The sequence below is a fragment of the Edaphobacter flagellatus genome (genome assembly GCF_025264665.1).
Classification (GTDB): domain Bacteria; phylum Acidobacteriota; class Terriglobia; order Terriglobales; family Acidobacteriaceae; genus Edaphobacter; species Edaphobacter flagellatus.
The window spans coordinates 3,602,934-3,626,988 of the sequence record NZ_CP073697.1; the positions used below are offsets into that span (position 1 = coordinate 3,602,934).

30 protein-coding genes are annotated in these 24,055 nt (G+C 58.2%); 23 read left to right on the forward strand and 7 right to left on the reverse strand.

Features of this window, described 5'->3' with window-relative positions:
- Positions 1–36 precede the first annotated feature (36 nt).
- Positions 37–459 carry a transcription antitermination factor NusB gene (nusB, locus tag KFE13_RS15040; RefSeq protein WP_260703911.1) on the reverse strand — a complete coding sequence of 141 codons (423 nt, stop codon included), beginning with the start codon at positions 457–459 and terminating at the stop codon, positions 37–39.
- Positions 460–1,344 (reverse strand): 6,7-dimethyl-8-ribityllumazine synthase, encoded by an 885-nt coding sequence (gene ribH, locus KFE13_RS15045; protein WP_260703912.1) that lies wholly within the window; start codon positions 1,342–1,344, stop codon positions 460–462.
- Positions 1,345–1,445: 101 nt separating this feature from the next.
- Here ribH and KFE13_RS15050 point away from each other — a divergent pair, with 101 nt between their 5' ends.
- The 4 genes from KFE13_RS15050 to KFE13_RS15065 all read left to right on the forward strand — a co-directional run bounded on the left by KFE13_RS15050 (position 1,446) and on the right by KFE13_RS15065 (position 4,959).
- Entirely contained in the window at positions 1,446–2,240 is a 795-nt protein-coding gene (locus KFE13_RS15050; RefSeq protein ID WP_260703913.1) for an enoyl-CoA hydratase/isomerase family protein, read from the forward strand.
- Positions 2,241–2,306: 66 nt separating this feature from the next.
- Positions 2,307–2,885, forward strand: a complete 579-nt coding sequence (locus KFE13_RS15055) for a hypothetical protein (RefSeq protein ID WP_260703914.1) — start codon at positions 2,307–2,309, stop codon at positions 2,883–2,885.
- A 47-nt stretch (positions 2,886–2,932) separates the two neighbouring features.
- Entirely contained in the window at positions 2,933–4,450 is a 1,518-nt protein-coding gene (mctP, locus tag KFE13_RS15060) for a monocarboxylate uptake permease MctP (protein WP_260703915.1), read from the forward strand.
- Positions 4,451–4,494: 44 nt separating this feature from the next.
- Positions 4,495–4,959 carry a DUF1440 domain-containing protein gene (locus KFE13_RS15065; protein WP_260703916.1) on the forward strand — a complete coding sequence of 155 codons (465 nt, stop codon included), beginning with the start codon at positions 4,495–4,497 and terminating at the stop codon, positions 4,957–4,959.
- A gap of 11 nt (positions 4,960–4,970) precedes the next feature.
- Here the strand turns inward: KFE13_RS15065 and KFE13_RS15070 are convergent, their stop codons facing one another.
- From KFE13_RS15070 to KFE13_RS15090, 5 genes are all read right to left on the reverse strand, one after another.
- On the reverse strand, positions 4,971–6,032 hold the full coding sequence (locus KFE13_RS15070; RefSeq protein WP_260703917.1) for a purine nucleoside permease: 1,062 nt from the start codon (positions 6,030–6,032) through the stop codon (positions 4,971–4,973).
- Positions 6,033–6,062: 30 nt separating this feature from the next.
- On the reverse strand, positions 6,063–6,746 hold the full coding sequence (locus KFE13_RS15075; protein WP_260703918.1) for a 7-carboxy-7-deazaguanine synthase QueE: 684 nt from the start codon (positions 6,744–6,746) through the stop codon (positions 6,063–6,065).
- 6 nt (positions 6,747–6,752) lie between these two features.
- A complete protein-coding gene (gene queD, locus KFE13_RS15080) occupies positions 6,753–7,130 on the reverse strand; it encodes a 6-carboxytetrahydropterin synthase QueD (RefSeq protein ID WP_260703919.1) in 378 nt (125 codons plus the stop codon).
- 99 nt (positions 7,131–7,229) lie between these two features.
- Complete coding sequence (locus KFE13_RS15085; RefSeq protein WP_260703920.1) at positions 7,230–7,475, reverse strand: hypothetical protein; 246 nt, start codon at positions 7,473–7,475, stop codon at positions 7,230–7,232.
- Positions 7,476–7,483: 8 nt separating this feature from the next.
- On the reverse strand, positions 7,484–9,508 hold the full coding sequence (locus KFE13_RS15090; protein ID WP_260706979.1) for an ATP-dependent DNA helicase: 2,025 nt from the start codon (positions 9,506–9,508) through the stop codon (positions 7,484–7,486).
- A 148-nt stretch (positions 9,509–9,656) separates the two neighbouring features.
- Between KFE13_RS15090 and der the strand changes: the two genes are divergently transcribed.
- From der to rplE, 19 genes are all read left to right on the forward strand, one after another.
- On the forward strand, positions 9,657–11,432 hold the full coding sequence (gene der / locus KFE13_RS15095; RefSeq protein WP_260703921.1) for a ribosome biogenesis GTPase Der: 1,776 nt from the start codon (positions 9,657–9,659) through the stop codon (positions 11,430–11,432).
- Positions 11,433–12,198: 766 nt separating this feature from the next.
- Positions 12,199–12,582: a 30S ribosomal protein S12 gene (rpsL, locus tag KFE13_RS15100; RefSeq protein WP_014263802.1), complete on the forward strand. Its 384-nt coding sequence runs from the start codon at positions 12,199–12,201 to the stop codon at positions 12,580–12,582.
- Between the two features lie 70 nt (positions 12,583–12,652).
- Positions 12,653–13,123: a 30S ribosomal protein S7 gene (gene rpsG, locus KFE13_RS15105; protein WP_162403574.1), complete on the forward strand. Its 471-nt coding sequence runs from the start codon at positions 12,653–12,655 to the stop codon at positions 13,121–13,123.
- 79 nt (positions 13,124–13,202) lie between these two features.
- A complete protein-coding gene (gene fusA / locus KFE13_RS15110) occupies positions 13,203–15,290 on the forward strand; it encodes an elongation factor G (protein ID WP_260703922.1) in 2,088 nt (695 codons plus the stop codon).
- Positions 15,291–15,343: 53 nt separating this feature from the next.
- Positions 15,344–16,531: an elongation factor Tu gene (gene tuf, locus KFE13_RS15115; RefSeq protein WP_260703923.1), complete on the forward strand. Its 1,188-nt coding sequence runs from the start codon at positions 15,344–15,346 to the stop codon at positions 16,529–16,531.
- 70 nt (positions 16,532–16,601) lie between these two features.
- A complete protein-coding gene (gene rpsJ / locus KFE13_RS15120) occupies positions 16,602–16,919 on the forward strand; it encodes a 30S ribosomal protein S10 (RefSeq protein ID WP_013581294.1) in 318 nt (105 codons plus the stop codon).
- A 102-nt stretch (positions 16,920–17,021) separates the two neighbouring features.
- The gene (gene rplC, locus KFE13_RS15125) at positions 17,022–17,765 is read left to right on the forward strand and encodes a 50S ribosomal protein L3 (RefSeq protein WP_260703924.1); all 744 of its coding nucleotides are present in this window, start codon (positions 17,022–17,024) and stop codon (positions 17,763–17,765) included.
- A 122-nt stretch (positions 17,766–17,887) separates the two neighbouring features.
- Complete coding sequence (gene rplD / locus KFE13_RS15130) at positions 17,888–18,553, forward strand: 50S ribosomal protein L4 (RefSeq protein WP_260703925.1); 666 nt, start codon at positions 17,888–17,890, stop codon at positions 18,551–18,553.
- A complete protein-coding gene (locus KFE13_RS15135) occupies positions 18,553–18,846 on the forward strand; it encodes a 50S ribosomal protein L23 (protein ID WP_260703926.1) in 294 nt (97 codons plus the stop codon). The genes rplD and KFE13_RS15135 overlap by 1 nt, the downstream gene beginning before the upstream one ends.
- A gap of 102 nt (positions 18,847–18,948) precedes the next feature.
- The gene (gene rplB, locus KFE13_RS15140) at positions 18,949–19,773 is read left to right on the forward strand and encodes a 50S ribosomal protein L2 (protein WP_260703927.1); all 825 of its coding nucleotides are present in this window, start codon (positions 18,949–18,951) and stop codon (positions 19,771–19,773) included.
- 19 nt (positions 19,774–19,792) lie between these two features.
- Positions 19,793–20,077, forward strand: coding sequence for a 30S ribosomal protein S19 (gene rpsS, locus KFE13_RS15145; protein WP_260703928.1), 285 nt, complete (start codon positions 19,793–19,795; stop codon positions 20,075–20,077).
- 49 nt (positions 20,078–20,126) lie between these two features.
- Positions 20,127–20,651, forward strand: coding sequence for a 50S ribosomal protein L22 (gene rplV, locus KFE13_RS15150; RefSeq protein WP_260703929.1), 525 nt, complete (start codon positions 20,127–20,129; stop codon positions 20,649–20,651).
- A 92-nt stretch (positions 20,652–20,743) separates the two neighbouring features.
- Positions 20,744–21,418 carry a 30S ribosomal protein S3 gene (rpsC, locus tag KFE13_RS15155; RefSeq protein WP_260703930.1) on the forward strand — a complete coding sequence of 225 codons (675 nt, stop codon included), beginning with the start codon at positions 20,744–20,746 and terminating at the stop codon, positions 21,416–21,418.
- 69 nt (positions 21,419–21,487) lie between these two features.
- On the forward strand, positions 21,488–21,922 hold the full coding sequence (rplP, locus tag KFE13_RS15160; RefSeq protein ID WP_260703931.1) for a 50S ribosomal protein L16: 435 nt from the start codon (positions 21,488–21,490) through the stop codon (positions 21,920–21,922).
- A gap of 24 nt (positions 21,923–21,946) precedes the next feature.
- The gene (rpmC, locus tag KFE13_RS15165; protein WP_260703932.1) at positions 21,947–22,201 is read left to right on the forward strand and encodes a 50S ribosomal protein L29; all 255 of its coding nucleotides are present in this window, start codon (positions 21,947–21,949) and stop codon (positions 22,199–22,201) included.
- A gap of 3 nt (positions 22,202–22,204) precedes the next feature.
- Positions 22,205–22,537 (forward strand): 30S ribosomal protein S17, encoded by a 333-nt coding sequence (gene rpsQ / locus KFE13_RS15170; RefSeq protein ID WP_260703933.1) that lies wholly within the window; start codon positions 22,205–22,207, stop codon positions 22,535–22,537.
- A gap of 64 nt (positions 22,538–22,601) precedes the next feature.
- Entirely contained in the window at positions 22,602–22,973 is a 372-nt protein-coding gene (gene rplN, locus KFE13_RS15175) for a 50S ribosomal protein L14 (protein ID WP_162403586.1), read from the forward strand.
- A 79-nt stretch (positions 22,974–23,052) separates the two neighbouring features.
- Positions 23,053–23,388 (forward strand): 50S ribosomal protein L24, encoded by a 336-nt coding sequence (gene rplX, locus KFE13_RS15180; RefSeq protein WP_390891582.1) that lies wholly within the window; start codon positions 23,053–23,055, stop codon positions 23,386–23,388.
- 104 nt (positions 23,389–23,492) lie between these two features.
- Positions 23,493–24,044, forward strand: a complete 552-nt coding sequence (gene rplE / locus KFE13_RS15185) for a 50S ribosomal protein L5 (RefSeq protein WP_260703934.1) — start codon at positions 23,493–23,495, stop codon at positions 24,042–24,044.
- Positions 24,045–24,055: the final 11 nt, after the last annotated feature.

The following is a 24,055-nucleotide window of genomic DNA, read 5'->3' on the forward strand; positions in this document are numbered from 1 at the left end:
TCTGCTGTAGTTTGTTTCGATTGTTGTTTATGTGCTTTATGCGAGACGCTGTTTTAGCAGATCTCGGGCAATGGCATCGAGTACGCCGTTAAGAAAGTGTATGGACTCAGGCGCTGCATAGCGACGGGCAACCTCAAGTGACTCATTGATGATGATGGCTGCTGGCGTGTTCGGGCTGCCAAGCATTTCGGCTACTGCTGCGCGGATGAGGTTGCGGTCGACGACCGCCATGCGCTCGAGACGCCAATTCTGCGCGTGTGCCTCGATGAGCTTGTCGATCTCCGGCTGTCGTGTGGTGGCGACACGATAGATATCCTCGGCGAAGGCGCGCGTATCGTCATCGACGTCGTCGCGGGAGGCCCAGAACAGCTTATCTACCTGCTCAGGAGTTTGTTTGCCCAGGTCGCCCTGAAAGAGCATCTGCATCGCCAGCTCGCGGGATTTGCGTCGCGTGCCCATTTACTTGCTGTCCTCCGCTTTGATCTTTCTCTGGATGGAAACCATTTCGATGGCGGCGATGGCAGCCTCAAAACCTTTGTTGCCGGCCTTGATGCCGGCGCGATCGAGTGCCTGCTCAAGCGTCTCGCAGGTAAGCACACCGAAGGCATGCGGGATGCCGGTATCCTGTTGTGACTGACCAATGCCGCGGGCGACTTCGTTGTAGATGGCTTCATAGTGGGCTGTTTCACCACGAATCAGGCAGCCGAGCGTGATGATGGCGTCGAAGCGCTTCGTCTCAGCGAGCGTGCGGGCTGCGGAGGGGACTTCCCATGCGCCAGGAACGCGGACGATCTCAATGTCGGCCTTTGCTGCTCCGCTACGATGAAGAGCGTCGAGGGAGCCCTGCAGCAGCCGATCGGTAATGACAGCATTCCAGCGGGCGGTAACGATGGCAAAGCGCATGCCAGCGGCAGAAAGATCGCCTTCGATCGCTGCAGGCTTGCCATGCAGGGGGTTCTCGGACTGCCAGAAGCCGAGCACAAGACCGTCGGTGTTGCCGTCGGTAAGTTTTACCGTGAAGAGACGGCTGTTCCAGTGGGTCAACTCGGGTGAGCCCAGGAGCGAGGCCACGTCCTCGCTGCGATAGTTGGCCAGCATCCACTGGTGCACGGCCGAGTGGATGGCATCAAGGTTGAAGACCTCAATCAGAATGGAAGGAACGGCCGGCGGACGGCCCGTGATCAACTCCAGGTTGCCGAGCGGGGCCAGCAGGGCGACACCCCGGCCTGTACCATCGTCCCAGCCCTTGCCCTGCTCAAAGCCCAGTGAGAGCAGGAGCTGGCTCAGCTTATCGTGTGCATCCGCGGAGGCCACCTCACGGACCAGAGTTATTCCTTTGATCATAAGTACGATTGTATCGTCATCATGATACTTTCCCGGGCGAGGTAGTATCGTGGGCGAAGGGCGATTACAAACAGACACTATTGTGCGATCAGGAGAGTTCTATGGAAGCGACAAAGAGCACGGAATCGGTAGTCTGCGAGGTAAGCGATCATATTGCCACTGTCCGAATCAATCGTCCGCACGTGCTGAATGCGCTCAATGCGCAGGTTTTCGATCATCTCCGCGATCTTTTTATGGTTCTGGCGAAGGACCCTTCGGTCCGTGTCATCCTGCTAACCGGCGAAGGAGCTAAGGCCTTTGCTGCTGGAGCCGATATTAAGGAGCTGACAACGACAAACCGGGTCACTGGGCGTGCTCTGTCCCGCAAGGGGACGAATATTTTTCGTCAGATCGAGACGTGTGGGAAACCAGTGATCGCCCTGATCAATGGATTTGCCCTGGGCGGGGGCTGCGAGCTGGCGATGGCGTGCACGATGCGTATTGCTTCGGAGAACGCGACGCTGGGACAGCCGGAGGTGAAGTTGGGACTAATCCCCGGCTATGGCGGCACACAGCGGCTGCCTCGGCTTGTGGGCTCATCGGCAGCATTGAAACTGCTGCTTACGGGCGAGATTATTTCTGCGCAGGAGGCATTGAGGATTGGCCTCGTCGATGAGGTCGTCGCGGTAGACCAGTTGCTGGAACGAGGCCAGGAGCTGGCGCGGGCGATTCTGTCAATGGCCCCGCTGGCGGTTACAGGCTGTCTGGAGGCCGTATACCGGGGAGCCGAGCGTGATCTTGAGAATGCGCTGCGGATCGAGACGGGAATCTTTGGCCGTCTCTGTGGGACGGCAGACAAAGCGGAGGGGACAAAGGCCTTTCTTGAGAAGCGTCACCCGGTTTGGAGCGGTCGCTGAACTACACACGATTTGAAACTGCTTGAAAGACGTAAAAACAGTCGAAATACCGGGAAAAAGCTTGGTATGCTGATATCCGATATGCACACCTCAGCCGAGCGATTCTCGCTCGCAACTCTCCTCTCCTGCGCTTTAGCTCTGCCCCTTACCTTCATCGGCTGCAGTCGCTCTTCAGCTACGGCGGCCCAGCCATCGGCTACCCTTGCCGCGCAGCAACAGCAGGCAATGGAGTCGGCGCGGCAGCAGTTGGAGCTGATTCCTCCTCCTTCGAAGACGCGTTACATGGCCGTGCGGTCGTTGACCTCGTGGGAGAACCCCTATCTGACGGTTCAGGGAGGTATGGTTACCCTGCATGTGCTGATAGCGGATGCCAATCCAAGCCCGATGGGGCAGGGTGGTCTGCTGCGTCCGGTTGGTGCGCGGCGTCGCAATCTGGATGTGCGCGTCAGCGACCTGCCGACGGCGTTGAATGCAATTCCTGAGAGTGCGTGGCCCTATGGACGCGTGGTCGCGGTAGAAGAAGCACACGAGGTTCCAGTAAGCGCGCGAGCTGAGGTCCGGCGCAATGTGGAGACGGTGCTCAAGATGCTCGGCGATCTTGGCGTCGTGACCTACGAGTGGAATGACTCCAGCCGTGGGCTGTAGGTCTTCGCTTGCGTTAGGATGGGTTCAATCGACATAGGAGTTTGTGATTGCATACCACTGCGCTGGCCGTCTTCTGCCTCTTCTTTGTTCTGGTCACACTGGCAGGCTTCTGGGCAGCTCGATGGCGCAGGCCTGAGGCGGGCATAGCTTCTCTGGAAGAGTGGGGGCTGGCAGGTCGCAGCTTTGGCACGTGGATTACGTGGTTTCTCGTCGGCGGGGATCTTTACACGGCTTATACCGTCATTGCTGTTCCTGCTGCTCTCTACGGAGCTGGCGCGATGGGTTTCTTCGCGCTTCCATACGCGATCATTACGTATCCCTACATGATGGTGGTGCTGCCGCGCCTGTGGCGTGTGTGTCATCGGCATGGTTATGTCACTTTCGCAGACTTCATTCGCGGGCGCTTCGGCAACCGCTGGCTTACGCTGGCGATTGCTCTGACGGGCATCCTGGCGCTGATGCCATATATTGCATTGCAGCTGGTGGGCATGCGCGTCGTGATCTCATCCATGGGGCTGCATGGCGAGTGGCCGCTGGCGGCTGCATTCATCATCCTCGCTGCGTACACCTATTCGAGCGGACTGCGTGCGCCTGCCGTAATCGCCATCGTCAAGGACGTGATGCTCTACATCATGGTGATTGCCGCACTGATCGTCATACCGATCAAGCTGGGCGGTTATGCTCACGTCTTCGCAATGGCCAATCAGGCGCTGGCGAAGCATACGCCTCCGGGCACGATTAACCTCAAGCCGACGCAGTTTCTTGGCTATTCGACGCTGGCCATCGGCTCGGCGCTGGCTCTGATGCTCTACCCACATACGGCTACTGCCGTGCTCTCGGCAAAGAGCCCTAATGTGGTTCGCCGTAATGCAGCGATGATGCCGGCGTATAGCTTCCTGCTTGGTCTAGTAGCTCTGCTGGGATATCTGGCCTTGGCAGCCGGCATCGATGCAACGAAGGATACAAGCTCCGCTGTTCCGCAGCTGTTCTTGAAATCGTTCCCGGAGTGGTTCGCGGGCTTTTGCCTGGCTGCGGTCGCCATCGGCGCGCTGGTACCCGCGGCGATTATGTCGATTGCTGCGTCGAACCTGTTCACACGCAATATCTATGGCGAATTGACTGGCCGCAAGATGCTCCCGCACCAGGAGTCGAACATGGCGAAGGTCGTCTCGCTGGTGGTGAAGTTTGGCGCGCTGGTCTTTGTGTTGTGGCTGCCTACACCGTATGCAATTGAGATGCAGTTGCTGGGAGGCATCTGGATCTGCCAGATGGTTCCGTCGATTGTGATCGGCGTGTTCACTCGCTGGTTCAATCCGTGGGCTCTGGTTATTGGGTGGGCGGCAGGCATGGCTTCTGGAACAGCGATGGCTGCCGCGCTTGGGCTCAAAAGCTCGGTCTACCCGCTTCATCTTCCAGCTTGGCTGGGAGGAACCTGGGCGATGTACGCGGCTGTGCCAGCTCTGCTACTGAATCTTGGGCTTGCCGTTGTGTTCACACTGCTGTTCCGCGCAGTGGGAGTTCGCGGCGGCGAAGATACAACGGACGCTTCGGCTTATATTGGGTAAGCTGTTGTCGCAGTCTGCGATCTGAATGTTTGAGGTGAACCTGCGTGACGAAAACACGAACGAGATCCCTGGTAAAGGGCGCGCTTGCCGGATTGATCGGCGGTATTGCCGGTGCTGCGGCTAAGAAGGCTGCAGAAAAATTTTATCCACCAAGCAGCAGGCATGAGAGTACCTCGTCTTTGATGGCACGCAGGATGACGAATCGAAAGCTTTCGGAAAAGCAGAAGCGCGTCGCAGAAAGCTCGCTTCACCTTGGGATGGGAGCAGCAGCAGGTGCAGCTTACGGAGCAGCAGCTGAAGTCTATCCCGCAGCTACGGCAAAGCAGGGAGCGAGCTTTGGCATGGCCCTGGTGGCATTGAGTCATGACAGCCCGCTCTCGGCGCTGGGGCTTACCGCTGGAGCTGCGGAGCAGACCAGTCGTGAGCGAACCAGCGAGGTCGCTTCCTATGTCGTCTACGGGGTCGTCACAGAGTTAGTCCGGCGAATCGTGCGTCGTGCCATCGACTAAGACCGCTAACTCTACTCATGTGAGGGGATCGAGTCCCTCGTCTTATTCCAGTTGGTGACGAGGTTGTCCACGACAACATGTCCGACGCGATAGGCTGCGTCTAACGAAGGCATGTAAGCGCTGTACTGCCGAATCTTCGTTTCGGCAAGGCTTTCAGCCGCGGTCTTGCCTGGCCGCTGCTGATCATAGTTCGATGCCGTGCGCAGAACCAGCACTCGGTTAATATCGACTTTTCCTGCTCGCGCAAGCCAGGTAAGCGATTGCAGAGTGCCAGTGTCCTCCATGCCACATACAGCGTAGGTGCCCTTGCCGTCTGTCTGATAGCTGACCCAGTCGTGCGCCCACTGGTTCATCAGCTTGCCGTGCCAGAAGGTTGAGGCCGAGAGATTCGCTCCACGCAGTACAAACGGAGGCCGCTTTGCCGCCGCGCCCTCAAACTGCTGTCGCCGCTCCGCCATGGCAGGCGTGTCCTCAAGCTTGATGTCTTTTGTGAGCTGGAACGCCCAATCGACGAGCGAGGGATTGAGGTGGTAGACGTTGCCGTCATCACCAAAGCGTGCTGTGCGTGGCTGCTCGTAGGGTGTCGACTTGCCAAGCGGAACGTATCCCGTCTTCCAGTCCTTGGGAATCTCGCGGGCATCGATTTCGTGCGCTAGGTCGCCATCGACGATGTAGTCGGACCATACGGCTGAGCCAATCGAGCCCATTGCTGGATCGATGCCCGCAATACCGGCGACGACGAAATATGCATGCGACAGGTCGAAGCGAGGGTCCTGTCCAAGAGCCATGATGGTTGCTGCAGCGCGCGCCGTGCCGACTCCAGTAAGCACGCCAAGGACGCCGTCATGATTCATGCGCAGATCGTGATAGCCCTGAGGAAACGGCAGCACCGTGTCGAGATGCTCGCGCTCCACCCAGTACTGATATTCGCCGGGAGCGTCGCCTGTGTCGGCGCCAACCTCAAACATGTTGACGACGACCACTTTGATCTCAATCGGTTTTGCAGTAGTAGAGGTTTGAGCGAAAAAACACGTAGTCGCAAACAGAAGAGAGGAGGCAGCAAAGAGGCGCATATTCGCATGGTAGCGCAGCCTCGGCGAATGTCAGACGCCCTTCTTTTGCGGCTCCCAGATGAACTTGTGAATCTGCAATGAAAGCCGTGCGGGAAGTCCATCTTCGAGCATCCAGTCCACCAGCTTGCGCGGGTCGAGCGCCATGTTGTCGGCGGTGCGCAGCGGGCTCGGGGTCTTCTGAAATGCGGGCGAGAGTAGTATCTGTCCGGCTTTTTTCTCCAGTGCATGCTCGCGGATAAAGTCGCGCGCAAATTCATAATCGGCGTGATCGCTGATCACGAACTTGACCTCATCCCGGCTCGTCAGCGCGTCGAGGTTCTCCCTGCGAAACGAGTTCGCGGCAGCCCCAGCACCAGGACACTTTACATCGACGATCTTGTGCACAGCCTTGGGAACATCGGCCAGCGGGCGCTCGCCGGAGGTTTCCATCATGAGCGTGTAACCTGAGGCGAGAAGACGCTCCATGAGGGGCAGCAGTTCGCGTGCCTGCAGCATCGGCTCGCCGCCAGTGAACTCCACCAGTTTGCATGGCGCCAGGGCTTCAATCTGAGCGACGACTTCGTCCTCAGTAAACGGCTTGCCGCCGGAGAAGGTGTACTCCGAGTCGCACCACGAGCAGCGCAGGTTGCATCCGGCAAGTCGCACAAAGATGCACGGCAGGCCGGCGAAGGACGATTCGCCCTGTACGGATTTGTACAGCTCAATCAGATGCATGTTGGCTTACTCGTAATACCGGGCGAAGCTTGTATCGGTCTCGTACAGCGTGCAGTCCTTGATCCTGACGCGCCCTGCTGTCATATCGCGAAGCTGCTTCGCGGTTTCCGTGAAGAAGTATTTGGCGAGATTTTCCGCAGAAGGATTGACCGTCGTGAAGGGTTCGAGGTCGTTGATCATCTGATGGTCCAGGTAGTCAACCACAGGACGCATCACCTGTTTGAGCAGCTTGAAATCGAGCAGAAGGCCAGCCTCGTCAAGCTCCTCGCCGATCAGCGTGACGTAGACCTTGTAATTGTGGCCGTGCGGGTTCTCGCACTTGCCGCGATAGTTGCGAAGGTAGTGGCCGGAAGAGAACCCGGCTTCTACGGTGACTTCAAACATGGTGTTTCCAATACCTTTCAACAGGCCCGCACGGAGTGAGATTTTCGCAGTAAGAAGCGCGGACTCGCCCTCATCTATTGTACCGTTTCGAGACCGGAATTAGGACTTGCGGCGCTGGCGGCGGTCTTCTTCCGCGCGGCGTTCGGCCTGCTCGAAGAGCGCGGAAAGGATTCCAGCCAGCGCTACAACCAATGCGACGACAAAGAGCCCCAGACCTGTAGTGCGCCACAGAGAGACATCTCCCGGAGAACCAGGCTGTTGCGCAATGTTGGTATAGGCCAGTCCGCAGGAGACTAGCGAGAGCACCAGCAGAGTAGCTGCGAGGATGTAAAGATTGCGCCCCATGACTACAGCTATTTTATGGCGTCCGGGCGGAAGAAAGCTTCCACATCGGTGATCTCTTCAGTCAGGCGATATGGCGGAAGACTGTCGAGGAAGATGCGTCCATATCGCTGACGGCGCACACGAGGATCGAGCAGCATCAACACGCCGCGATCTCCAAGCGAGCGAATGAGGCGTCCAAAGCCCTGTTTCAGCGTGATTACAGCATTCGGTACCTGATAGTCGAAGAAAGGCTTGCCGCCATTCTCTTCGATGGCTCGCATACGTGCTTCGACGATGGGATCAGTGGGGACGGCGAAAGGGAGGCGGTCGATGATGACGCAGCTTAGCTGCTCGCCTTGCACGTCGACTCCCTGCCAAAAGCTGGATGTGCCGAAGAGCACAGCATTCGGCGTCTCGCGGAACTGTTGAACGAGAACGTGGCGCGGAGCTGTGCCGTGCAGCAGCAATGGATACGGCAGCTCCTGGCACATGCGCTCGTAGATGGTGCGCATCTGTGTGTAGCTGGTGAAGAGGCAGAAAGCACGTCCCTGCGATATCTCAAGTACGCGGCGGATGCGTTCGGCGGCGCGATCGGTGAAGTCAGGCTCGCGTGGATCGGGCATCGTGGGCGGCAGATAGAGCAGCGCCTGTCGTTCGTACTGGAAGTGCGATGGAACAATTAACTCTCGCGCTGGGTTCAGCCCCAGCCGCTTGCGAATGTGCTCGAAGCCCCCGGAGACGGTGAGCGTCGCCGAGGTGAGGATGACGCTGGAGTAGTTCGCGAAGAGCGTCGTTGCAAGTAGCTCCGAGACATCAATCGGAGTTGCCTGCAGGTGCGTGTTGAGGGCATGACCGTGGCTACGCGCCAGGTTGCGTACTCCGCCGAGAGCGCGGCGTTCGATCCAGAAGACGGTGTTGTGATCGGTGGATTCGAGCAGGAAGTTGAGGTGCGAGCGAATGTCTGCTGTGCGCTTACGCAGACCCTGCGACTCCTCGACATTTTTCACGCGCTCCAGTTCACCTTCAAGCCGTGTGAGGGCGTTGAGCGTGGCCGTGTAGTAGTCGCCGCTCTCTTCGAGGAAGTCGGCACGGTTGAGGAACGGCATACGACCTGCACCGCTGGTTTCACCTGGCAGCGCGCCGAAGAACATGCGCGAGCGATTCTGCAGCGTAGAGCAGGCGCTTTCGATGGCCGAGGTCGAAGCCTGCCTGGCGCGCAGCATCATCTCGGTGTCGCGAACAAGTTCATCGATGCGCGAGGTGCTGAGGCCGATGCCGAAGTAGTTTGAGGCCACCTCTTCGAGCTCGTGTGCCTCATCGAAGATCACCGCTGCGGCTTCGGGCAGGATGCCTGCGTCTGGCGCGTTTCCCGCCTGCTGCTTGATGCTGAGATCGGCAAAGAAGAGGTGGTGATTGACGATGACGATCTCGCTCTCGAGCGCCTTGCGCCGCATGGCAGTAATGAAGCAGCGCTCCCAGTCAGGGCAGCTCTGGCCGAGGCAGGCCTCGGTGCGGGCGTCGAGCTTGGGCCACAGCGCGGAGGTTTCGGGCAGAGCGTCGATCTCTGCTCGGTCGCCTGTCTCGGTCGTCTTCTCCCAAGCAGCGATGTGATGGAACTGCTCGATTTCCTCGAGGCCGTTGAGCAGCGGATTGTCGCGCAGAGCGTAGAGTTTATGGCGGCAGAGATAGTTGCCGCGGCCTTTCATGTAGCAGACCTTCAGCGGTCCGAGCAATGATTCGAGGAACGGAATGTCCTTGAAGTAGAGCTGTTCCTGAAGATTTTTCGTGCCGGTCGAGACGATGATGCGCTGCTGCTGGTCGCGCGCTTTTCTGAGTGCGGGCAGAAGATAGGCGAGCGTCTTGCCGGTTCCTGTACCTGCTTCGACGATAAGGTGGCGCTTGTCTTTGAAGGCCTGTTCGACGGCGCGCGCCATCTCGTACTGGCCTTTGCGGTGCTCGAAGTTGAGTGAGGAGCGAGAGAGAATGCCGCCTGGCGCGAAGAAGTCGTGTAGCGACGGCAGGCGCTCTCCGGGCTCGAGCGGCGGGGGCTGCATCGTGATGGGCGTGGTTGCAGACACAGGGGCGAAGAAGCGGCAAAGACTCTCTAGTTTCTATAATAGACAGATTGTTGGCTGCCACGTCCTAAGTGGCGATTTTGGAATGGCCTCGCCTGCGAACGGGTGAGGGGAAAGCTGGACTGCGGTGGCGAAAGAGAATCAGAAGCGGCTAGGAAAGAAGCACCGGCAGGCCAGCACGCGGCCAAAGAAGGGGCGTGCCCAGAAGTCCACAGCGACAACCGGCGCAGTTGCTCCGAAGACGCGCAAGCAGCTGTCGGCGAAGAAGATTGCGGCGGAGAAGCTGAAGCGGCTGCCGAAGCGTTCGCCTGAGCGCGAGGCTCGCGTAATTCTACGCGGCGATGAACGGCGTCCGGTTTCGCGGGCAAAGGCAGCGACACCAGAGGTGGCAGATGAGCAGCGCGACTGGCGCGAGGCGGAGCTTGAGGCGACGCGCTACTCGACGGAAAGAGCTCGCGAGAAGGAAGAAACACTGGATGAGAAGGTTCCGCTGATTGCCATCTGCGGGAGGCCAAATGTCGGCAAATCGACACTGTTCAACCGGCTGACCGGCTCACGCCGATCGATCGTGGGCGATGAACCGGGCATTACGCGCGATCGCATCTACGGCGAGATTGAATGGGCTGGGCGTGACGTGCGCGTGGTCGATACAGGCGGTGTGATTCCTGATGATGAAGCGCTGATTCCGAGCGAGATCTTTCGTCAGGCACAGGTTGCGCTGGAAGAGGCCGATGCGATTGTGATGGTTGTCGATGGAAGGACCGAGATTGCGGCTCCCGACATCGAGTTGTCGCGGCTGCTGTTGCGTGGCGGCAAGCCGCTTTTTCTCGCCGTAAACAAGATGGATTCGGCGGAGCTGCTTGCGGGGGCGGAGAACTTTCGCGCTCTTGGCTTTCGCAATGTTCTACCGATCTCAGCAGAGCATGGAACCGGTATCGGCGATCTGCTGGACGAGGTCTTTGCGGCGCTTCCTCCAGAGACGGTTGCTGACGAGCCGAGCGAGGTGATGCTAACGGCCGATGACGAAATAGCCGAGGACGAAGATGGGCCTCAGCCGCTGCTGCGCACGCATGGCGAGTATCTGCAGCTGGAGACGAAGGTCGCGATCATCGGGCGGCCGAATGTAGGAAAATCGACGCTGCTGAATGCGCTGACAGGGACGAAGCGCGCGATTGTGTCACCCATCGCGGGTACGACGCGAGATGCGGTGGACGAGGTGGTGGAGCGTGACGGGCATCTGTTTCGGTTTGTCGATACGGCGGGTATTCGCCGGAAAGGCAAGACGAAGTTGATGGCCGAAAAACTTTCCGTGGTGATGGCCAGGAAGCACCTGGAGGCGGCGGATGTTTCGCTGCTGGTGATCGATGCCGTTGAGGGTGTGACGGCTCTGGATGCGAATATCGGCGGATATGCGCATGAGAGCGGGCGCAGCGTGATTATCGTGGTCAATAAGTGGGATGCGGTGACAACGAATCGCACGAACGGCAAGCCCCCTGCGGATAAAAAGATTTACGAAGAGCAGGTGCGCGATTCGCTGAAGTTTCTGGATTACGCTCCGCTGGTCTTCATCTCGGCGATGGAGAACAGGGGTGTCGATCAGGTGTTCAAAAAGGTGGAGCTGGTGGCGCGCGAACGGCGGAAGCGCGTCTCGACGGGAAACATGAACCGTTTTCTGGATACGGTGGACTTCCAGAAAGCATCGGTCCCGATGTCGAAGCGGGTCCGCGTCTACTACATGACGCAGGCAGCGGTGGCTCCTCCGACATTTGTGCTGTTCACGGACAAGGACGTGAAGCTGCACTTCAGCTTCGAGCGGTTTCTGGCGAACCAGATACGGGAGAAGTTCGGATTTATTGGCTCGCCGATCTGGTTCAAGGTGAAGGCGCGGAACAAGAAGGGGTGAGCCCCTCCGGTCGAATTTTTGCAAAGTATTCGAAAGAAAAGGGATATTGGAATGGTTACCTGCGCGGCAGCGCAAAAAGTTACCTTGCTGCCGGAGGAACGGAAGGAGACCGGATTTCTGTTGCGTGCAGGGCCTCCGCAAGGAAATGCGGAGATTCCTTGGCTATGGGCGGAGCCGCGTTGCTTGGAATGACGGCTTTGAAGAGCGTTTGCAAAATAAGGGCTATTCCTGTCGTTGACTTCGCCCTCGAATATTGCTATTTTTATACAGTTCCGTGAGTATCCGGACCGGGCTGTAGCGACCGAGAGGGAGCCAGGCTCGGCAAGGGCAGAGAAAAGCCCAGCGAGCAGAGGATTTTCATCCGTTTTATCGGGTGATGATCGCAAAGTTGCGTTACACTGGATACAAGTGAAAGAGAACCGCAGTGCAGCCCGAGCAATCGGGAGGCGGAAGTCTGCGGCCCATCGAATACGAGTCTGCGACACCCTCCACCTTGGATGGGCTATGTGGACCGGAACAGCGAAACGGAGTTGAGCGGGTTGAAAGTCGGCTTTCGAGCAGGCGACCCCTAGAGACTCAGCCACCGTCGACTGTTTTCGTCTGGTTGTACAGGGTTGTACGAGGTTTTTACAGACGCGAAGCAGGATTGAACTTCGCTTGGAGGCGCAATGTGCGTCCCCACTTTTGCGCGTGTATGGCAAAAGCGAAGCCTGAATCCTTCTGTGCGCCTGACAAAAGTTAGGTTTAGCAACGCCAAGGAGTTCGAGTGCCTACGTTTCATCAGCTCGTCAAGCAGGGCCGCACGCCCACTCGCTACAAGACTGCAAGCCCCGCGCTGCAGGGTTCGCCGCAGCGTCGCGGCGTCTGCACCCGCGTCTACACCCAGACGCCGAAGAAGCCGAACTCGGCGCTCCGTAAGGTCGCCCGCGTTCGCCTGACCAACGGCATCGAAGTGACGACCTACATTCCGGGTATTGGCCACAACCTGCAGGAGCACTCGATCGTGCTGATTCGCGGCGGCCGTGTGAAGGATCTGCCGGGTGTCCGTTATCACGTTGTGCGCGGCACGCTCGACTCGGTCGGAGTGGCCAACCGTAAGCAGAGCCGCTCGAAGTACGGCGCGAAGCGTCCGAAGGCTGCTGCCAAGTAAACGAAGTTTTTAGCAATCAAGCCCAGCTCGTGAGAAGTCACCGCGCTGGGGGAAGAAGAGAGAAGAAGGAATGCCGAGAAAAGGTTATATCGCAAAGCGTGAGGTTGCTCCGGATCCGGTGTACGGATCGACCCTGGTGACGAAGTTCGTCAACTCGATGATGTGGGGCGGTAAGAAGTCGACTGCGCAAGGGATTTTCTATGAGTCAATGAAAAACCTTGAGCAGAAGGGTGGAGACGAGGCCCTGAAGCTGTTCAAGAAGGCTGTCGAGAATGTGAAGCCTCTGCTCGAAGTGAAGAGCCGCCGCGTTGGCGGTGCGAACTACCAGGTGCCGATCGAGGTCAACCCCGAGCGTCGCACTTCGCTGGCGATTCGTTGGTTGGTGACCTACGGTCGCGCTCGTGGCGAAAAGGGCATGGTCGAGAAGCTTACTGCTGAGTTGCTGGATGCGGCCAATGGCCGTGGCGCTGCGATGAAAAAGAAGGAAGACGTTCACCGCATGGCTGAAGCGAACAAGGCTTTCGCGCATTATCGCTGGTAATCGCTTCTTTGCTGAAGTTTGGATTTTAGTTTCAACGTAGTTTGAACCGCGGGTTCTTCCCGCAGATGAGAGACGGATCGTGGCACGCACTACACCTCTGAATCGTTGCCGGAACATCGGAATCATGGCGCACATTGACGCCGGCAAGACGACGACGACCGAGCGCATCCTCTTCTATACGGGCATCACGCACCGTATCGGTGAGGTGCACGAGGGCACTGCCACCATGGACTGGATGGAGCAGGAGCAGGAGCGCGGTATTACCATCACTTCTGCTGCGACCACCTGCACCTGGAAGAACCACCGCATCAATATCATCGACACCCCTGGCCACGTGGACTTCACGGCCGAGGTGGAGCGCTCGCTCCGCGTGCTCGATGGCGCGGTTGCCTGCTTCGATGCGGTTGCCGGTGTGCAGCCTCAGTCGGAGACGGTGTGGCGCCAGGCTACGAAGTACAAGGTTCCGCGTATTTGCTTCATCAATAAGATGGACAAGGCTGGGGCTGATGCTGTCTATGCCACCTCGACCATTGTCGATCGCCTCGGCGCTCGCGCTGTGCCGATCAATATTCAGATTGGCGCGGAGTCGAAGTTTGCCGGTGTCGTCGACCTGGTCACGATGAAAGCCATTCTGTGGCACGACGAGACGATGGGCGCGCAGTACTCCGTCGAAGAGATTCCTGCTGATCTGGTGGAGAAGGCCACAGAGGCCCGTCACTTCCTGATCGAGGCCGTCTCGGAGCATGACGACGAGTTGATGCACCTCTATCTTGAGGGACAGGAGCCGACAGTCGAGCAGCTCAAGGCGGGCATCCGTAAGGCGACCATCGGAATGCATATCTTCCCGGTTCTCTGCGGCTCGTCATTCAAGAATAAAGGTGTTCAGACGCTGCTCGATGCTGTGGTCGACTATTTGCCCAGCCCGATCGATATTCCTCCGATTGTTGGTTCCAATCCGGACAATATGGAAGAGAAGATCACCCGTAAAACAGACGACAACGAGCCCTTTGCGGCGCTTGGCTTCAAGATTATGACCGATCCGTTCGTCGGGCAGTTGATCTTCATCCGCGTCTATTCGGGCACGTTGAAGACGGGCGATTCGGTTCTGAATCCTCGTACGGGCAAGACGGAGCGTATCGGCCGTCTGTTGAAGATGCACGCCAACAAGCGTGAAGAGATCACCGAGATTCTTGCGGGCGATATCTGCGCTGCGGTTGGCCTGAAGAATCTGATCACTGGTGACACGATCTGCACGGAGAAGGCCCCGGTTGTGCTTGAGTCGATCGACTTCCCGGCGCCGGTTATCGAGCTTGCTGTGGAGCCGAAGACCAAGGCGGACCAGGAGAAGATGGGCATGGCGCTGGCCAAGCTGGCCCAGGAAGATCCTACGTTCCGCGTGCATACCGATCCCGATTCGGGCCAGACGATCATCGCCGGTATGGGAGAGTTGCACCTCGAGATCATCGTCGATCGCATGATGCGCGAGTACAAAGTCGAGGCTAATGTTGGTAAGCCGCAGGTGGCGTATCGCGAGACGATTCGCTCGAATGCTGAGGCCGAGGGCAAGTACATCCGTCAGACGGGTGGCTCGGGTAACTATGGCCACGCCAAGATTCGCATCTCGCCGAATGAGCCGGGCAAAGGCTACGAGTTCTCGAACGACATCAAGGGCGGCGTGATTCCCAAGGAATACATCAAGCCGATCGACCAGGGTATTCAGGACGCGATGACGCGCGGCGTGCTTGCTGGTTACGAGATGGTCGACATCAAGGTCTCGTTGTACGACGGAAGCTACCATGACGTCGACTCGAATGAAATGGCGTTCAAGATCGCTGGCTCCATGGCGTTCAAAGAGGCAGCGAAGAAGGCGAAGCCTGTTCTGCTTGAGCCAGTGATGGATGTTGAAGTCACTGTTCCTGAGGAGTTCATGGGAACGATTATTGGCGATCTCAACTCCCGCCGCGGCCGTATCGAAGGTATGGAGATGGTCGGCGGAACGCAGGCAATCAAGGCGACGGTACCGCTTTCGACGATGTTCGGTTACGCGACGCACATGCGTTCGTCGACGCAGGGACGCGCAAACTACTCGATGCAGTTCAAGCAGTACGAAGAGGCGCCGAAGTCGGTCTCGGAAGAGATTATCGCCAAGGTGCAGGGCAAGGAATAGTGAGTCATTCACTGACGCAGTTTTGAAGAAGTTCAAGGAAGACGGAGAGAGCAATGGCGAAGGAAAAATTTGACCGGTCCAAGCCGCACGTGAACATTGGGACGATCGGGCACATCGATCACGGCAAGACGACGTTGACGGCGGCGATCACGAAGGTACTGTCGAAGCACAACCCGAAGAACGCGTTTCGTTCGTTCGACACGATCGACAACGCACCTGAGGAGCGCGAGCGCGGTATTACGATTGCGACTTCGCACGTGGAGTACGAGACGGCGAACCGTCACTATGCTCACGTGGACTGCCCCGGCCACGCCGACTACATCAAGAACATGATCACGGGCGCAGCGCAGATGGACGGCGCGATCCTGGTGGTGGCAGCGACCGACGGTCCGATGCCGCAGACCAAGGAGCACGTTCTGCTGGCTCGTCAGGTTGGCGTGCCGTACATCGTGGTGTTCCTGAACAAGTGCGATGCGGTTGAGGATGCGGAGCTGGTGGACCTGGTGGAGATGGAAGTCCGCGAGCTGCTGTCGAAGTACGACTTCCCGGGCGACGACGTTCCTGTGGTCCGCGGCTCTGCGCTGGGCGCACTGAACGGCGAGAAGCAGTGGGAAGACAAGATCGACGAGCTGATGGAAGCGGTGGACAAGAACGTTCCGCAGCCTGACCGCATGGTCGACCTTCCGTTCCTGATGCCGATCGAAGACATCTTCTCGATCTCGGGCCGTGGAACTGTAGTAACGGGTCGTATCGAGCGTGGCAAGATCAAGGTCGGCGAGGCGGCACAGATCGTGGGCTTCCGCGACACGCAGGCGACGACGGTAACGGGCGTGGAGATGTTCAAGAAGCAGCTGGACGAGGGTCTGGCGGGCGACAATGCCGGTCTGCTGCTGCGCGGTACGGCGAAGGAAGACGTGGAGCGCGGCATGGTGCTGGCGAAGCCCGGCTCGATCACGCCGCACACGGTGTTCAAGGGCGAGGTGTACGTTCTGTCGAAGGAAGAGGGTGGACGTCACACTCCGTTCTTCAACGGCTACCGTCCGCAGTTCTACTTCCGCACGACGGACGTGACGGGATCGGCGAAGCTTCCGGAAGGCACCGAGATGGTGATGCCGGGCGACAACATCCAGCTGGAGATCACGCTGCACACGCCGGTGGCGATGGAGAAGGGTCTCCGCTTCGCCATCCGCGAAGGCGGACGCACCGTCGGCGCTGGTACCATCTCCGAAATCATCAAGTAACGAGAGCGCCGCCTGTTTCAGCAGGCGGCGACTCAAACAAGTTCTTTGCGCACAGAAAAGAGAGAAGACGATGGCAGGACAGAGAATCAGGATTCGCTTGAAGGCTTATGACTACCGCGTACTCGACACCTCCACCGGTGAGATCGTCGAGACGGCAAAGCGCACGGGCGCACAGGTTGCAGGGCCGATTCCGCTGCCGACGATGAAGAATAAGTATTGCGTTCTTCGTTCGCCCCATGTCGACAAGAAGTCGCGTGAGGCTTTCGAGATTCGTACGCACAAGCGCCTGATCGATATCCTTGAGCCCACGCAGCAGACGGTGGACGCTCTGATGAAGCTCGATCTCCCCGCAGGTGTGGACGTCGAGATCAAGACGGTTCAGAAGTAACCGGATTTGGCCTGAAGAGTAAAAGTTTAGGGCTGTGGATTTTGAAGGGTAGTACCTACAGTGCGTGGCTGAAGCAACGCATGATGAGGAAAGGAAAGAAAGATGTCAGTCAACGGAATTCTCGGCAAGAAGGTCGGCATGACGCAGGTGTTTGACGATAAGGGTGAGGTTCACCCCGTCACGGTGCTCAAGGCCGGTCCCTGCGTTATAACGCAGCTCAAAACGCTGGCTAAGGACGGCTATGATGCCGCTCAGATCGGCTACGTCGACTTCGTAAAGGCTTCGAAGGTAAACAAGGCCATGACCGGCCACTTCGCCAAGTCAAATGTTCCTCCGGTCCGCGTTCTCAAGGAAGTTGCTGTTGAGGCTCCTGCTGCGGCGAAGGAAGGCGAGGAATCGAACGGAGCGCTCAAGGCTGGCGACCGCATTCTGGTCGACATCTTTTCCGACGAGAAGTTTGTCGACATTATCGGCACCTCAAAGGGCCGTGGTTTTGCCGGCGTCATCCGCCGTCATGCTTTCGGTGGTGGCCCCAAGTCGCACGGTCACATGTTCCAGGTGCAGGGCTCGATCGGTGCATCGTCGTTTCCTTCGCGTGTCTTTCCTGGCCAACGCATGCCCGGCCATATGGGACACGATCAGGTGACGGTCCGTAACCTCCGCATCCGGGGTATTGATCTGGACGAGAACCTGCTGTTGGTCGAGGGTGCAGTTCCTGGACCGCGTGACGGATATGTTTTGATCTCGAAGGCCAAGGCTCCGCCGCGCGAGCGTCGTGGTTTTGCCGGTGAAGCGACGAAGGACGCTCTGAAGGCTTCGAAGAAGGCTTCGGCCAAGAAGAAGTAGGTGGTAAGCAGGCAGCATGAAGTAAGCAACAAACTCTGCTCGGAGAACAGACCGGTAAAAGCAGAGAAACAACGTTAGGGCGCGCCGCATCGATGGCCGCACAGAAAGAGAACTGAAGGACGATGGCAAACATCAATGTAGTCAATCTCGGTGGATCGAAGGTCGGTGAGTTTGAACTCGCTGACTCCGTCTTCGCCGGCGAGGTGAACGACGCTCTCCTGTGGGAGGCCGTGAAGCACTATCGCGCTGCTCTCCGTCAGGGAACGGCAGCGACCAAGAACAAGAAGCTGGTCTCAGGCGCAGGCAAGAAGCTCTGGAAGCAGAAGGGAACGGGCCGCGCTCGCGTGGGTTCGATCCGCACTCCTCTCTGGCGTGGCGGCGGTACGGTTCACGGACCCCAGCCCCGTAGCTACGAGTACGCCTTCCCGCAGAAGAAGCTGATGGGCGCGCTACGTTCAGCGATTGCTGCCAAGATCCAGGACGGCAAGTTCACTGTTGTCGATTCGTTCTCGGTTCCCGAGGCCAAGACCAAGCTTTATCGCCAGGCCCTCGACAAGCTGGAGGCGGGCAAGACGACTCTTCTGGTGGAGACCAGCAAGAAGCTCGACGAGAAGCTCTATCTTGGTTCGCGCAACCTGGCCGGTGTTGAGCTCGTGCTCAGTTCCGAGGTTCACCCCTATGATCTTCTCCGTTATGAGCACGCCGTCTTTTCGAAGGATGCGATCGAGGCTCTGCAGGAGACGCTCAAGAAGTACGTTTCCAAGCGCAAGCAGAAGGAGGTCGCGTAATGCCGACCCTGTACACCGTCATTCGCCGTCCCTTGATCACCGAAAAGGGCATGGGCGTGAAGGAAACCCAGAATACCCTCGTTTTCGAGGTTGCCGAGAAGGCCACCAAGACTGAGGTCAAGCAGGCCGTGGAGGCTCTCTTCAAGGTGAAGGTTTCCGCTGTCCGCACAGCAAACGTCGAAGGCAAGGAGCGTCGCCGTGGCCGTTATGCCGGCTACCGCCCCGACTGGAAGAAGGCTTATGTTCGCCTGAAGGAAGGCGAAAAGATGCCGGAGTATCTCGACAGCCTGTAAGACGCTGTTGGAAGAGAAGCTGGTTCGCTCAAAGTATGGATCAGCTTGAACATAAAGTTTCGAAGACTAGCTCGGAAGTAAAAGCTAGGAGCAAAGAAGACGATGCCGATCAAATCATTTCGACCGATTACTCCATCACTCCGCTTCGCAACGAAGCTGGTAAATGATGACCTGACGACGGACAAGCCGCATAAGCCGCTGCTCGCCGTAAAGCAGCGCACCGGCGGCCGCAACTCGACGGGCGCGCTGACTATCCGCCACCACGGTGGAGGCCACAAGAAGAAGCTGCGCCTGATTGACTTCAAGCGCGATAAATACGGAATCCCGGCCACGGTGACCACGATCGAATACGATCCGAACCGCAGCAGCCGCATCGCGTTGGTCAGCTATGCTGACGGCGAGAAGCGCTACATCCTGCAGCCCATCGGATTGAAGGTTGGCCAGAAGATCATGAGTGGCCCCGAGGCCGACATTCTGGTTGGCAATGCTCTTCCGCTGAAGAACATTCCGGTTGGTACGATCGTGCACAACATCGAGTTGCGTCCTGGCAAGGGCGCGCAGATGGCACGCTCGGCTGGAGCGCAGGTGAACCTGGTTGCCAAGGAAGGCGACTATGCGTTGCTGAAGCTGCCCTCCGGTGAGACCCGCAAGGTGCTCATTGAGTGCATGGCGACCATTGGACAGGTGGGCAACACCGATCACGAGAACGTGACGATCGGCAAGGCAGGCCGTAACCGCTGGAAGGGCATTCGTCCGGCGAACCGCGGCGTCTCGATGAACCCGGTCGATCATCCGCATGGCGGTGGTGAGGGTAAGACCTCGGGCGGACGTCATCCGGTAACGCCGTGGGGCCAGCCAACGCGCGGCTACAAGACACGCAACAACAAGCGGACCGATGTGTTCATCGTCAACCGCCGTACCAAGTAAAGGATTCGGGAGCTAAGAGATGGCACGTTCTACGAAAAAGGGTCCATTTATTGATGACCACCTCATGACCAAGATTACGGTCATGAACCAGGCGAACGACAAGAAAGTTCTTCGTACCTGGTCGCGCCGTTCGACGATCCATCCGGACTTCGTCGGCCACACGATTGCCGTGCACAACGGCCGTAAGTTCATCCCGGTGTATGTGACCGAAAACATGGTCGGTCACAAGCTCGGCGAGTTCGCGGCGACGCGCACCTTCAAGGGCCACTCGGCAAAGACCGAGACTGCGGCAAAGCCGAAGTAAGCCAGCCGCAATACACAAGGATTTGTTTAGTTTCTAAGGACTGAAAGTCATGGCAAACGTAGCAGAGAAAACACGAGAGTTCCGCGCGGAGGCGAAGTTTCAGCGCACCAGCCCGCAGAAGGCGAAGCTCGTTCTGGATCTGATCAAGGGGCTCCGGGTGGAGCAGGCGATCAACACGGTCCATTTCAACAACAAGCGCATTGCGCCGGTGGTCGAGAAGGTGCTGCGTTCGGCGGTTCAGAACGCCAACTACCTCTCGCAGGAGCAGGGACTCGACGTGGATGTCGATAACCTCTACGTCAAGTCGGCTGTGGCCAACGAGGGTCCACGCATGAAGCGTATCCGCCCCGCCCCGATGGGCCGCGCGTTCCGCTATCAGCGTCGTCTCGCCCACATCATCGTGACCGTGGCTGAAAAGAACAAGCCGGGTGTCGCCACGACGATTGACGAGCCGGCAGCGGCTCCGGCGGCAAAGAAGTCCGCCAAGAAGACGGCCACCAAGACCGCGGCAAAGAAGGCTCCGGCCAAGAAGGCCGCAGCGAAGAAGACAGCGACCAAGAAAGCCGCGAAGTAAGCGGAATTCAACAGTCTGCTTGAGTTAGAATAGAAGTTTTGCAGCATCGCCCGCCGGCTCAACCGGTCAGGAGCGGAGAGTAAAGGGAAGCTATGGGACAGAAAGTCCATCCGTATGGGTTTCGCCTCGGCGTAAACAAGCCGTGGAAGTCGCGCTGGTTCGTCGAGCGTGGCTATGACAAGCTGCTGGTCGAAGATGTCAAGCTCAAGGCTGAGCTGCGCGACAAGCTCAAGGCCGCGGGCGTCAGCTCGGTCGAAGTCGAGCGTCCCGGCAACAAGTTGCGCCTGATCATCCGCACGGCACGTCCGGGCATCATCATCGGGCGCAAGGGCGCCGAGATCGACAAACTCAAGGCCGATATTCAGAAGCGCACCAATCGCGAGGTGTTTGTCGACATCCTCGAGGTGAATAAGCCCGAGCTTGACGCTCAACTGGTTGCCGAGAACATTGCGCTGCAGCTGGAGAAGCGTGTCAGCTTCCGTCGTGCGATGCGCAAGTCGGTGGATTCGGCTCTGCGTTTCGGCTGCAAGGGAATCAAGGTTCGTGTCTCGGGCCGCCTGAACGGCAACGAGATCGCGCGCTCGGAGTGGTATCTGCAGGGCCGTCTGCCGCTGCACACGCTGCGCGCCGATATCGACTACGGCTTTGCCGAAGCGAAGACGACCTACGGCATCATTGGCGTGAAGACCTGGGTCTACCGCGGCGATATCTACGAGCAGAAGAAGCGTCGCGAGCAGGGTACGACCGCCGGCGTCTTCGCGTCGTAAACGAAGGTTTGAATTTGAGCCGGTTCCGGTTATTGCCGGGGCCGGCAGTTGAAAGCTAGGGGTTTCGTTATGTTATTGCCAAAGAAGGTGAAGTATCGCAAGCAGCAGCGCGGCCGTATGACCGGCAAGGCGTGGCGCGGCTCCGATCTCTCGTTCGGCGACTACGGCCTGAAGGTTCTGGAGTGCGGTTATATTACCGACCGCCAGATCGAAGCCAGCCGTATCGCGATGACGCGTTTCATCAAACGCGGCGGTAAAGTGTGGCTGCGCCTGTTCCCGGACAAGCCGATCACGAAGAAGCCGGCCGAAACTCGTATGGGTAAGGGTAAGGGCGCTCCGGATCATTGGGTCTGCGTCGTTCGTCCGGGCAGGATCCTGTTCGAGATGGAAGGCGTCAACCCGGAGATGGCCAAAGAGGCGATGCGCCTGGCCGCTCACAAGCTGCCGCTTAAGACCACGTTCGTCCAGCGCCACGACGTTCAGACAACGGTCGCGGCCAAGTAAGAATTCGTTTCAAGGAAGAGACACATGGAACTCGAGAAGATTCGTAACCTCAGTGACGATGAGCTCAAGAGCGAGCAGACGAAGGCTGCCGAGCAGCTGTTTCGCATTCGCTTTCAGCAGAGCCTCGGCAACAATGAGGGCGTCAAGAAGCTGCGGTCGCTGAAGCTGGACGTCGCCCGCATCAAAACGGTCGCCCGCGAGCGTCAGCTTGGCCTCGCCAAGCCTGCGGCTGCCGCTGCACCTGCAAAGAGCACTCGCAAGAAAGCAAAGAAGGACTAAGCCATGGCAGAGACTACAAACAAGACCGAAGCCACCGAGCAGACCGCATCCCGTCGTAACGAGAAGGTCGGCCTGGTCGTCTCGACCAAGATGCAGAAGACGATCGTTGTCGAGATCGAGATGCGAAAAGCGCACCCGAAGTACAAGCGCGTAATCAAGTCGAATAAGAAGTTCTACGCGCACGACGAGCAGAACTCGGCCCGCGTAGGCGACGTGGTTCGCATCCGCGAGGTTCGCCCGCTTTCGAAGCTGAAGCGCTGGTCGCTCGAAGAGATCGTCCGCCGTAGCTCGCTTGCATTGGCGGAAGAGAAGGAACCGGCGGTTGAGGCGAAGTAGCCTCAAAAGAGATTGGGATTGCCAGGGAAGCTAATATCCCGGCCGAACCACCAGGAGAAGAACGATGGCAGTGCAAATGAGAACAATTCTTGACGTGGCCGATAACTCCGGCGCGCGCAAGCTGCAGGTGATCCTGCCCCTCGGTGGCGGTCTCGGTAAGATCGCTGGCCTGGGTGATGTCGTTACGGCAGCCGTCAAAGAAGCTGCTCCGGACGGAACGGTGAAGAAGGGCAAGGTCGTGAAGGCCGTGATCGTGCGTACCCGCAAGGAATCGCGCCGCAAGGACGGGACCTATATCCGCTTCGATCAGAATGCCGCTGTGGTGATCAACGATGCGATGGAGCCGGTTGGCACTCGCGTCTTCGGCCCCGTGGCCCGTGAGCTTCGCGAGAAGAAGTTTCTCAAGATCGTCTCGCTTGCACCCGAGGTCATCTAGTTTCATAGCGCCGCGAGTGTTGCGGTGACATTAAGCGGATTCCGGCTCCGACAGATTGCCGAGGGCAGGAGAGGTATTTATGGCAGGCATCAAGATTAAGCGCAACGATACGGTCGAAGTGATCGCAGGCAAAGATAAGGGCAGGCGTGGCCGTGTGCTTCGCGTGATCGCAGACAAGCAGCGCGTTTTGGTTGAGCACGTGATGATGGTGAAAAAGCATGTGAAGCCGAATCCGCAGCGCAATATCAAGGGCGGTATCGCAGAGCAGGAGTCACCGATCCATATCTCGAACGTGATGCTGGTTGATGGCGAGGGTAATAAGACCCGCGTTGGAGCGCGAGTCGAGGGCGACAAGAAGGTTCGTGTCTCGAAGGCAAGCGGCAATGTGATCGCCGAGAAGAAGACAAAGAAGTAAGGCAGAGATTCAGTCGTAAGGTAGTAGAAATTCAAAAGGTTCACCCCACGAAACGGTAAACGGCATCAGCCAACCCGGAACCGTGGAGAAAGCGAAGAAACGAAATGGCAGTGTCACGATTTAAAGAGAAGTACGAGAAAGAGATCAAGCCGGCTCTTGCGAAAGAGTTGAACATCGAGAATGTGATGGCGATCCCGAAGCTTGAGAAGATCGTCGTCAATATGGGTCTGGGCGAAGCGACACAGAACGTCAAGATCATGGATCCGCTGGTGGCCGATCTTGCTGCAATCACCGGCCAGAAGCCCGTGACGACCAAGGCGAAGAAATCCATCGCCGCCTTCAAGGTTCGTGAGGGCATGCCGATCGGTGCAATGGTCACTCTGCGCGGCGATGCGATGTACGAGTTTCTGGACCGCCTGATCTCGATCGCTCTTCCTCGCGTCCGCGACTTCCGCGGTGTTTCTTCGAAGAGTTTCGATGGCCGCGGCAACTATACGCTCGGTCTGCGTGACCAGCTTATCTTCGCTGAAATCGACTATGCGAAGGTCGACAAGATCAAGGGCATGAATGTCACCATCGTGACGACAGCCCAGGACGACAATGGCGCTCGCGCCCTGCTTCGCGGATTCGGTATGCCGTTCCGCCAGGGAGCATAGCTCAACAGGTT

What these genes read in the sequence shown, in the direction of transcription:
- nusB (WP_260703911.1), bottom strand. Translation starts at nt 459, where the DNA reads ATGGGCACGCGACGCAAATCCCGCGAGCTGGCGATGCAGATGCTCTTT.
- ribH (WP_260703912.1), bottom strand. Translation starts at nt 1,344, where the DNA reads ATGATCAAAGGAATAACTCTGGTCCGTGAGGTGGCCTCCGCGGATGCA.
- KFE13_RS15050 (WP_260703913.1), top strand. Translation starts at nt 1,446, where the DNA reads ATGGAAGCGACAAAGAGCACGGAATCGGTAGTCTGCGAGGTAAGCGAT.
- KFE13_RS15090 (WP_260706979.1), bottom strand. Translation starts at nt 9,508, where the DNA reads ATGCAGCCCCCGCCGCTCGAGCCCGGAGAGCGCCTGCCGTCGCTACAC.
- KFE13_RS15055 (WP_260703914.1), top strand. Translation starts at nt 2,307, where the DNA reads ATGCTGATATCCGATATGCACACCTCAGCCGAGCGATTCTCGCTCGCA.
- KFE13_RS15085 (WP_260703920.1), bottom strand. Translation starts at nt 7,475, where the DNA reads ATGGGGCGCAATCTTTACATCCTCGCAGCTACTCTGCTGGTGCTCTCG.
- KFE13_RS15135 (WP_260703926.1), top strand. Translation starts at nt 18,553, where the DNA reads ATGCCGACCCTGTACACCGTCATTCGCCGTCCCTTGATCACCGAAAAG.
- rpsS (WP_260703928.1), top strand. Translation starts at nt 19,793, where the DNA reads ATGGCACGTTCTACGAAAAAGGGTCCATTTATTGATGACCACCTCATG.
- rplV (WP_260703929.1), top strand. Translation starts at nt 20,127, where the DNA reads ATGGCAAACGTAGCAGAGAAAACACGAGAGTTCCGCGCGGAGGCGAAG.
- rplP (WP_260703931.1), top strand. Translation starts at nt 21,488, where the DNA reads ATGTTATTGCCAAAGAAGGTGAAGTATCGCAAGCAGCAGCGCGGCCGT.
- rplD (WP_260703925.1), top strand. Translation starts at nt 17,888, where the DNA reads ATGGCAAACATCAATGTAGTCAATCTCGGTGGATCGAAGGTCGGTGAG.
- rplE (WP_260703934.1), top strand. Translation starts at nt 23,493, where the DNA reads ATGGCAGTGTCACGATTTAAAGAGAAGTACGAGAAAGAGATCAAGCCG.
- rplB (WP_260703927.1), top strand. Translation starts at nt 18,949, where the DNA reads ATGCCGATCAAATCATTTCGACCGATTACTCCATCACTCCGCTTCGCA.
- rpsJ (WP_013581294.1), top strand. Translation starts at nt 16,602, where the DNA reads ATGGCAGGACAGAGAATCAGGATTCGCTTGAAGGCTTATGACTACCGC.
- KFE13_RS15070 (WP_260703917.1), bottom strand. Translation starts at nt 6,032, where the DNA reads ATGCGCCTCTTTGCTGCCTCCTCTCTTCTGTTTGCGACTACGTGTTTT.
- rplX (WP_390891582.1), top strand. Translation starts at nt 23,053, where the DNA reads ATGGCAGGCATCAAGATTAAGCGCAACGATACGGTCGAAGTGATCGCA.
- queD (WP_260703919.1), bottom strand. Translation starts at nt 7,130, where the DNA reads ATGTTTGAAGTCACCGTAGAAGCCGGGTTCTCTTCCGGCCACTACCTT.
- KFE13_RS15075 (WP_260703918.1), bottom strand. Translation starts at nt 6,746, where the DNA reads ATGCATCTGATTGAGCTGTACAAATCCGTACAGGGCGAATCGTCCTTC.
- rplC (WP_260703924.1), top strand. Translation starts at nt 17,022, where the DNA reads ATGTCAGTCAACGGAATTCTCGGCAAGAAGGTCGGCATGACGCAGGTG.
- tuf (WP_260703923.1), top strand. Translation starts at nt 15,344, where the DNA reads ATGGCGAAGGAAAAATTTGACCGGTCCAAGCCGCACGTGAACATTGGG.
- rpsQ (WP_260703933.1), top strand. Translation starts at nt 22,205, where the DNA reads ATGGCAGAGACTACAAACAAGACCGAAGCCACCGAGCAGACCGCATCC.
- rplN (WP_162403586.1), top strand. Translation starts at nt 22,602, where the DNA reads ATGGCAGTGCAAATGAGAACAATTCTTGACGTGGCCGATAACTCCGGC.
- rpmC (WP_260703932.1), top strand. Translation starts at nt 21,947, where the DNA reads ATGGAACTCGAGAAGATTCGTAACCTCAGTGACGATGAGCTCAAGAGC.
- rpsC (WP_260703930.1), top strand. Translation starts at nt 20,744, where the DNA reads ATGGGACAGAAAGTCCATCCGTATGGGTTTCGCCTCGGCGTAAACAAG.
- rpsG (WP_162403574.1), top strand. Translation starts at nt 12,653, where the DNA reads ATGCCGAGAAAAGGTTATATCGCAAAGCGTGAGGTTGCTCCGGATCCG.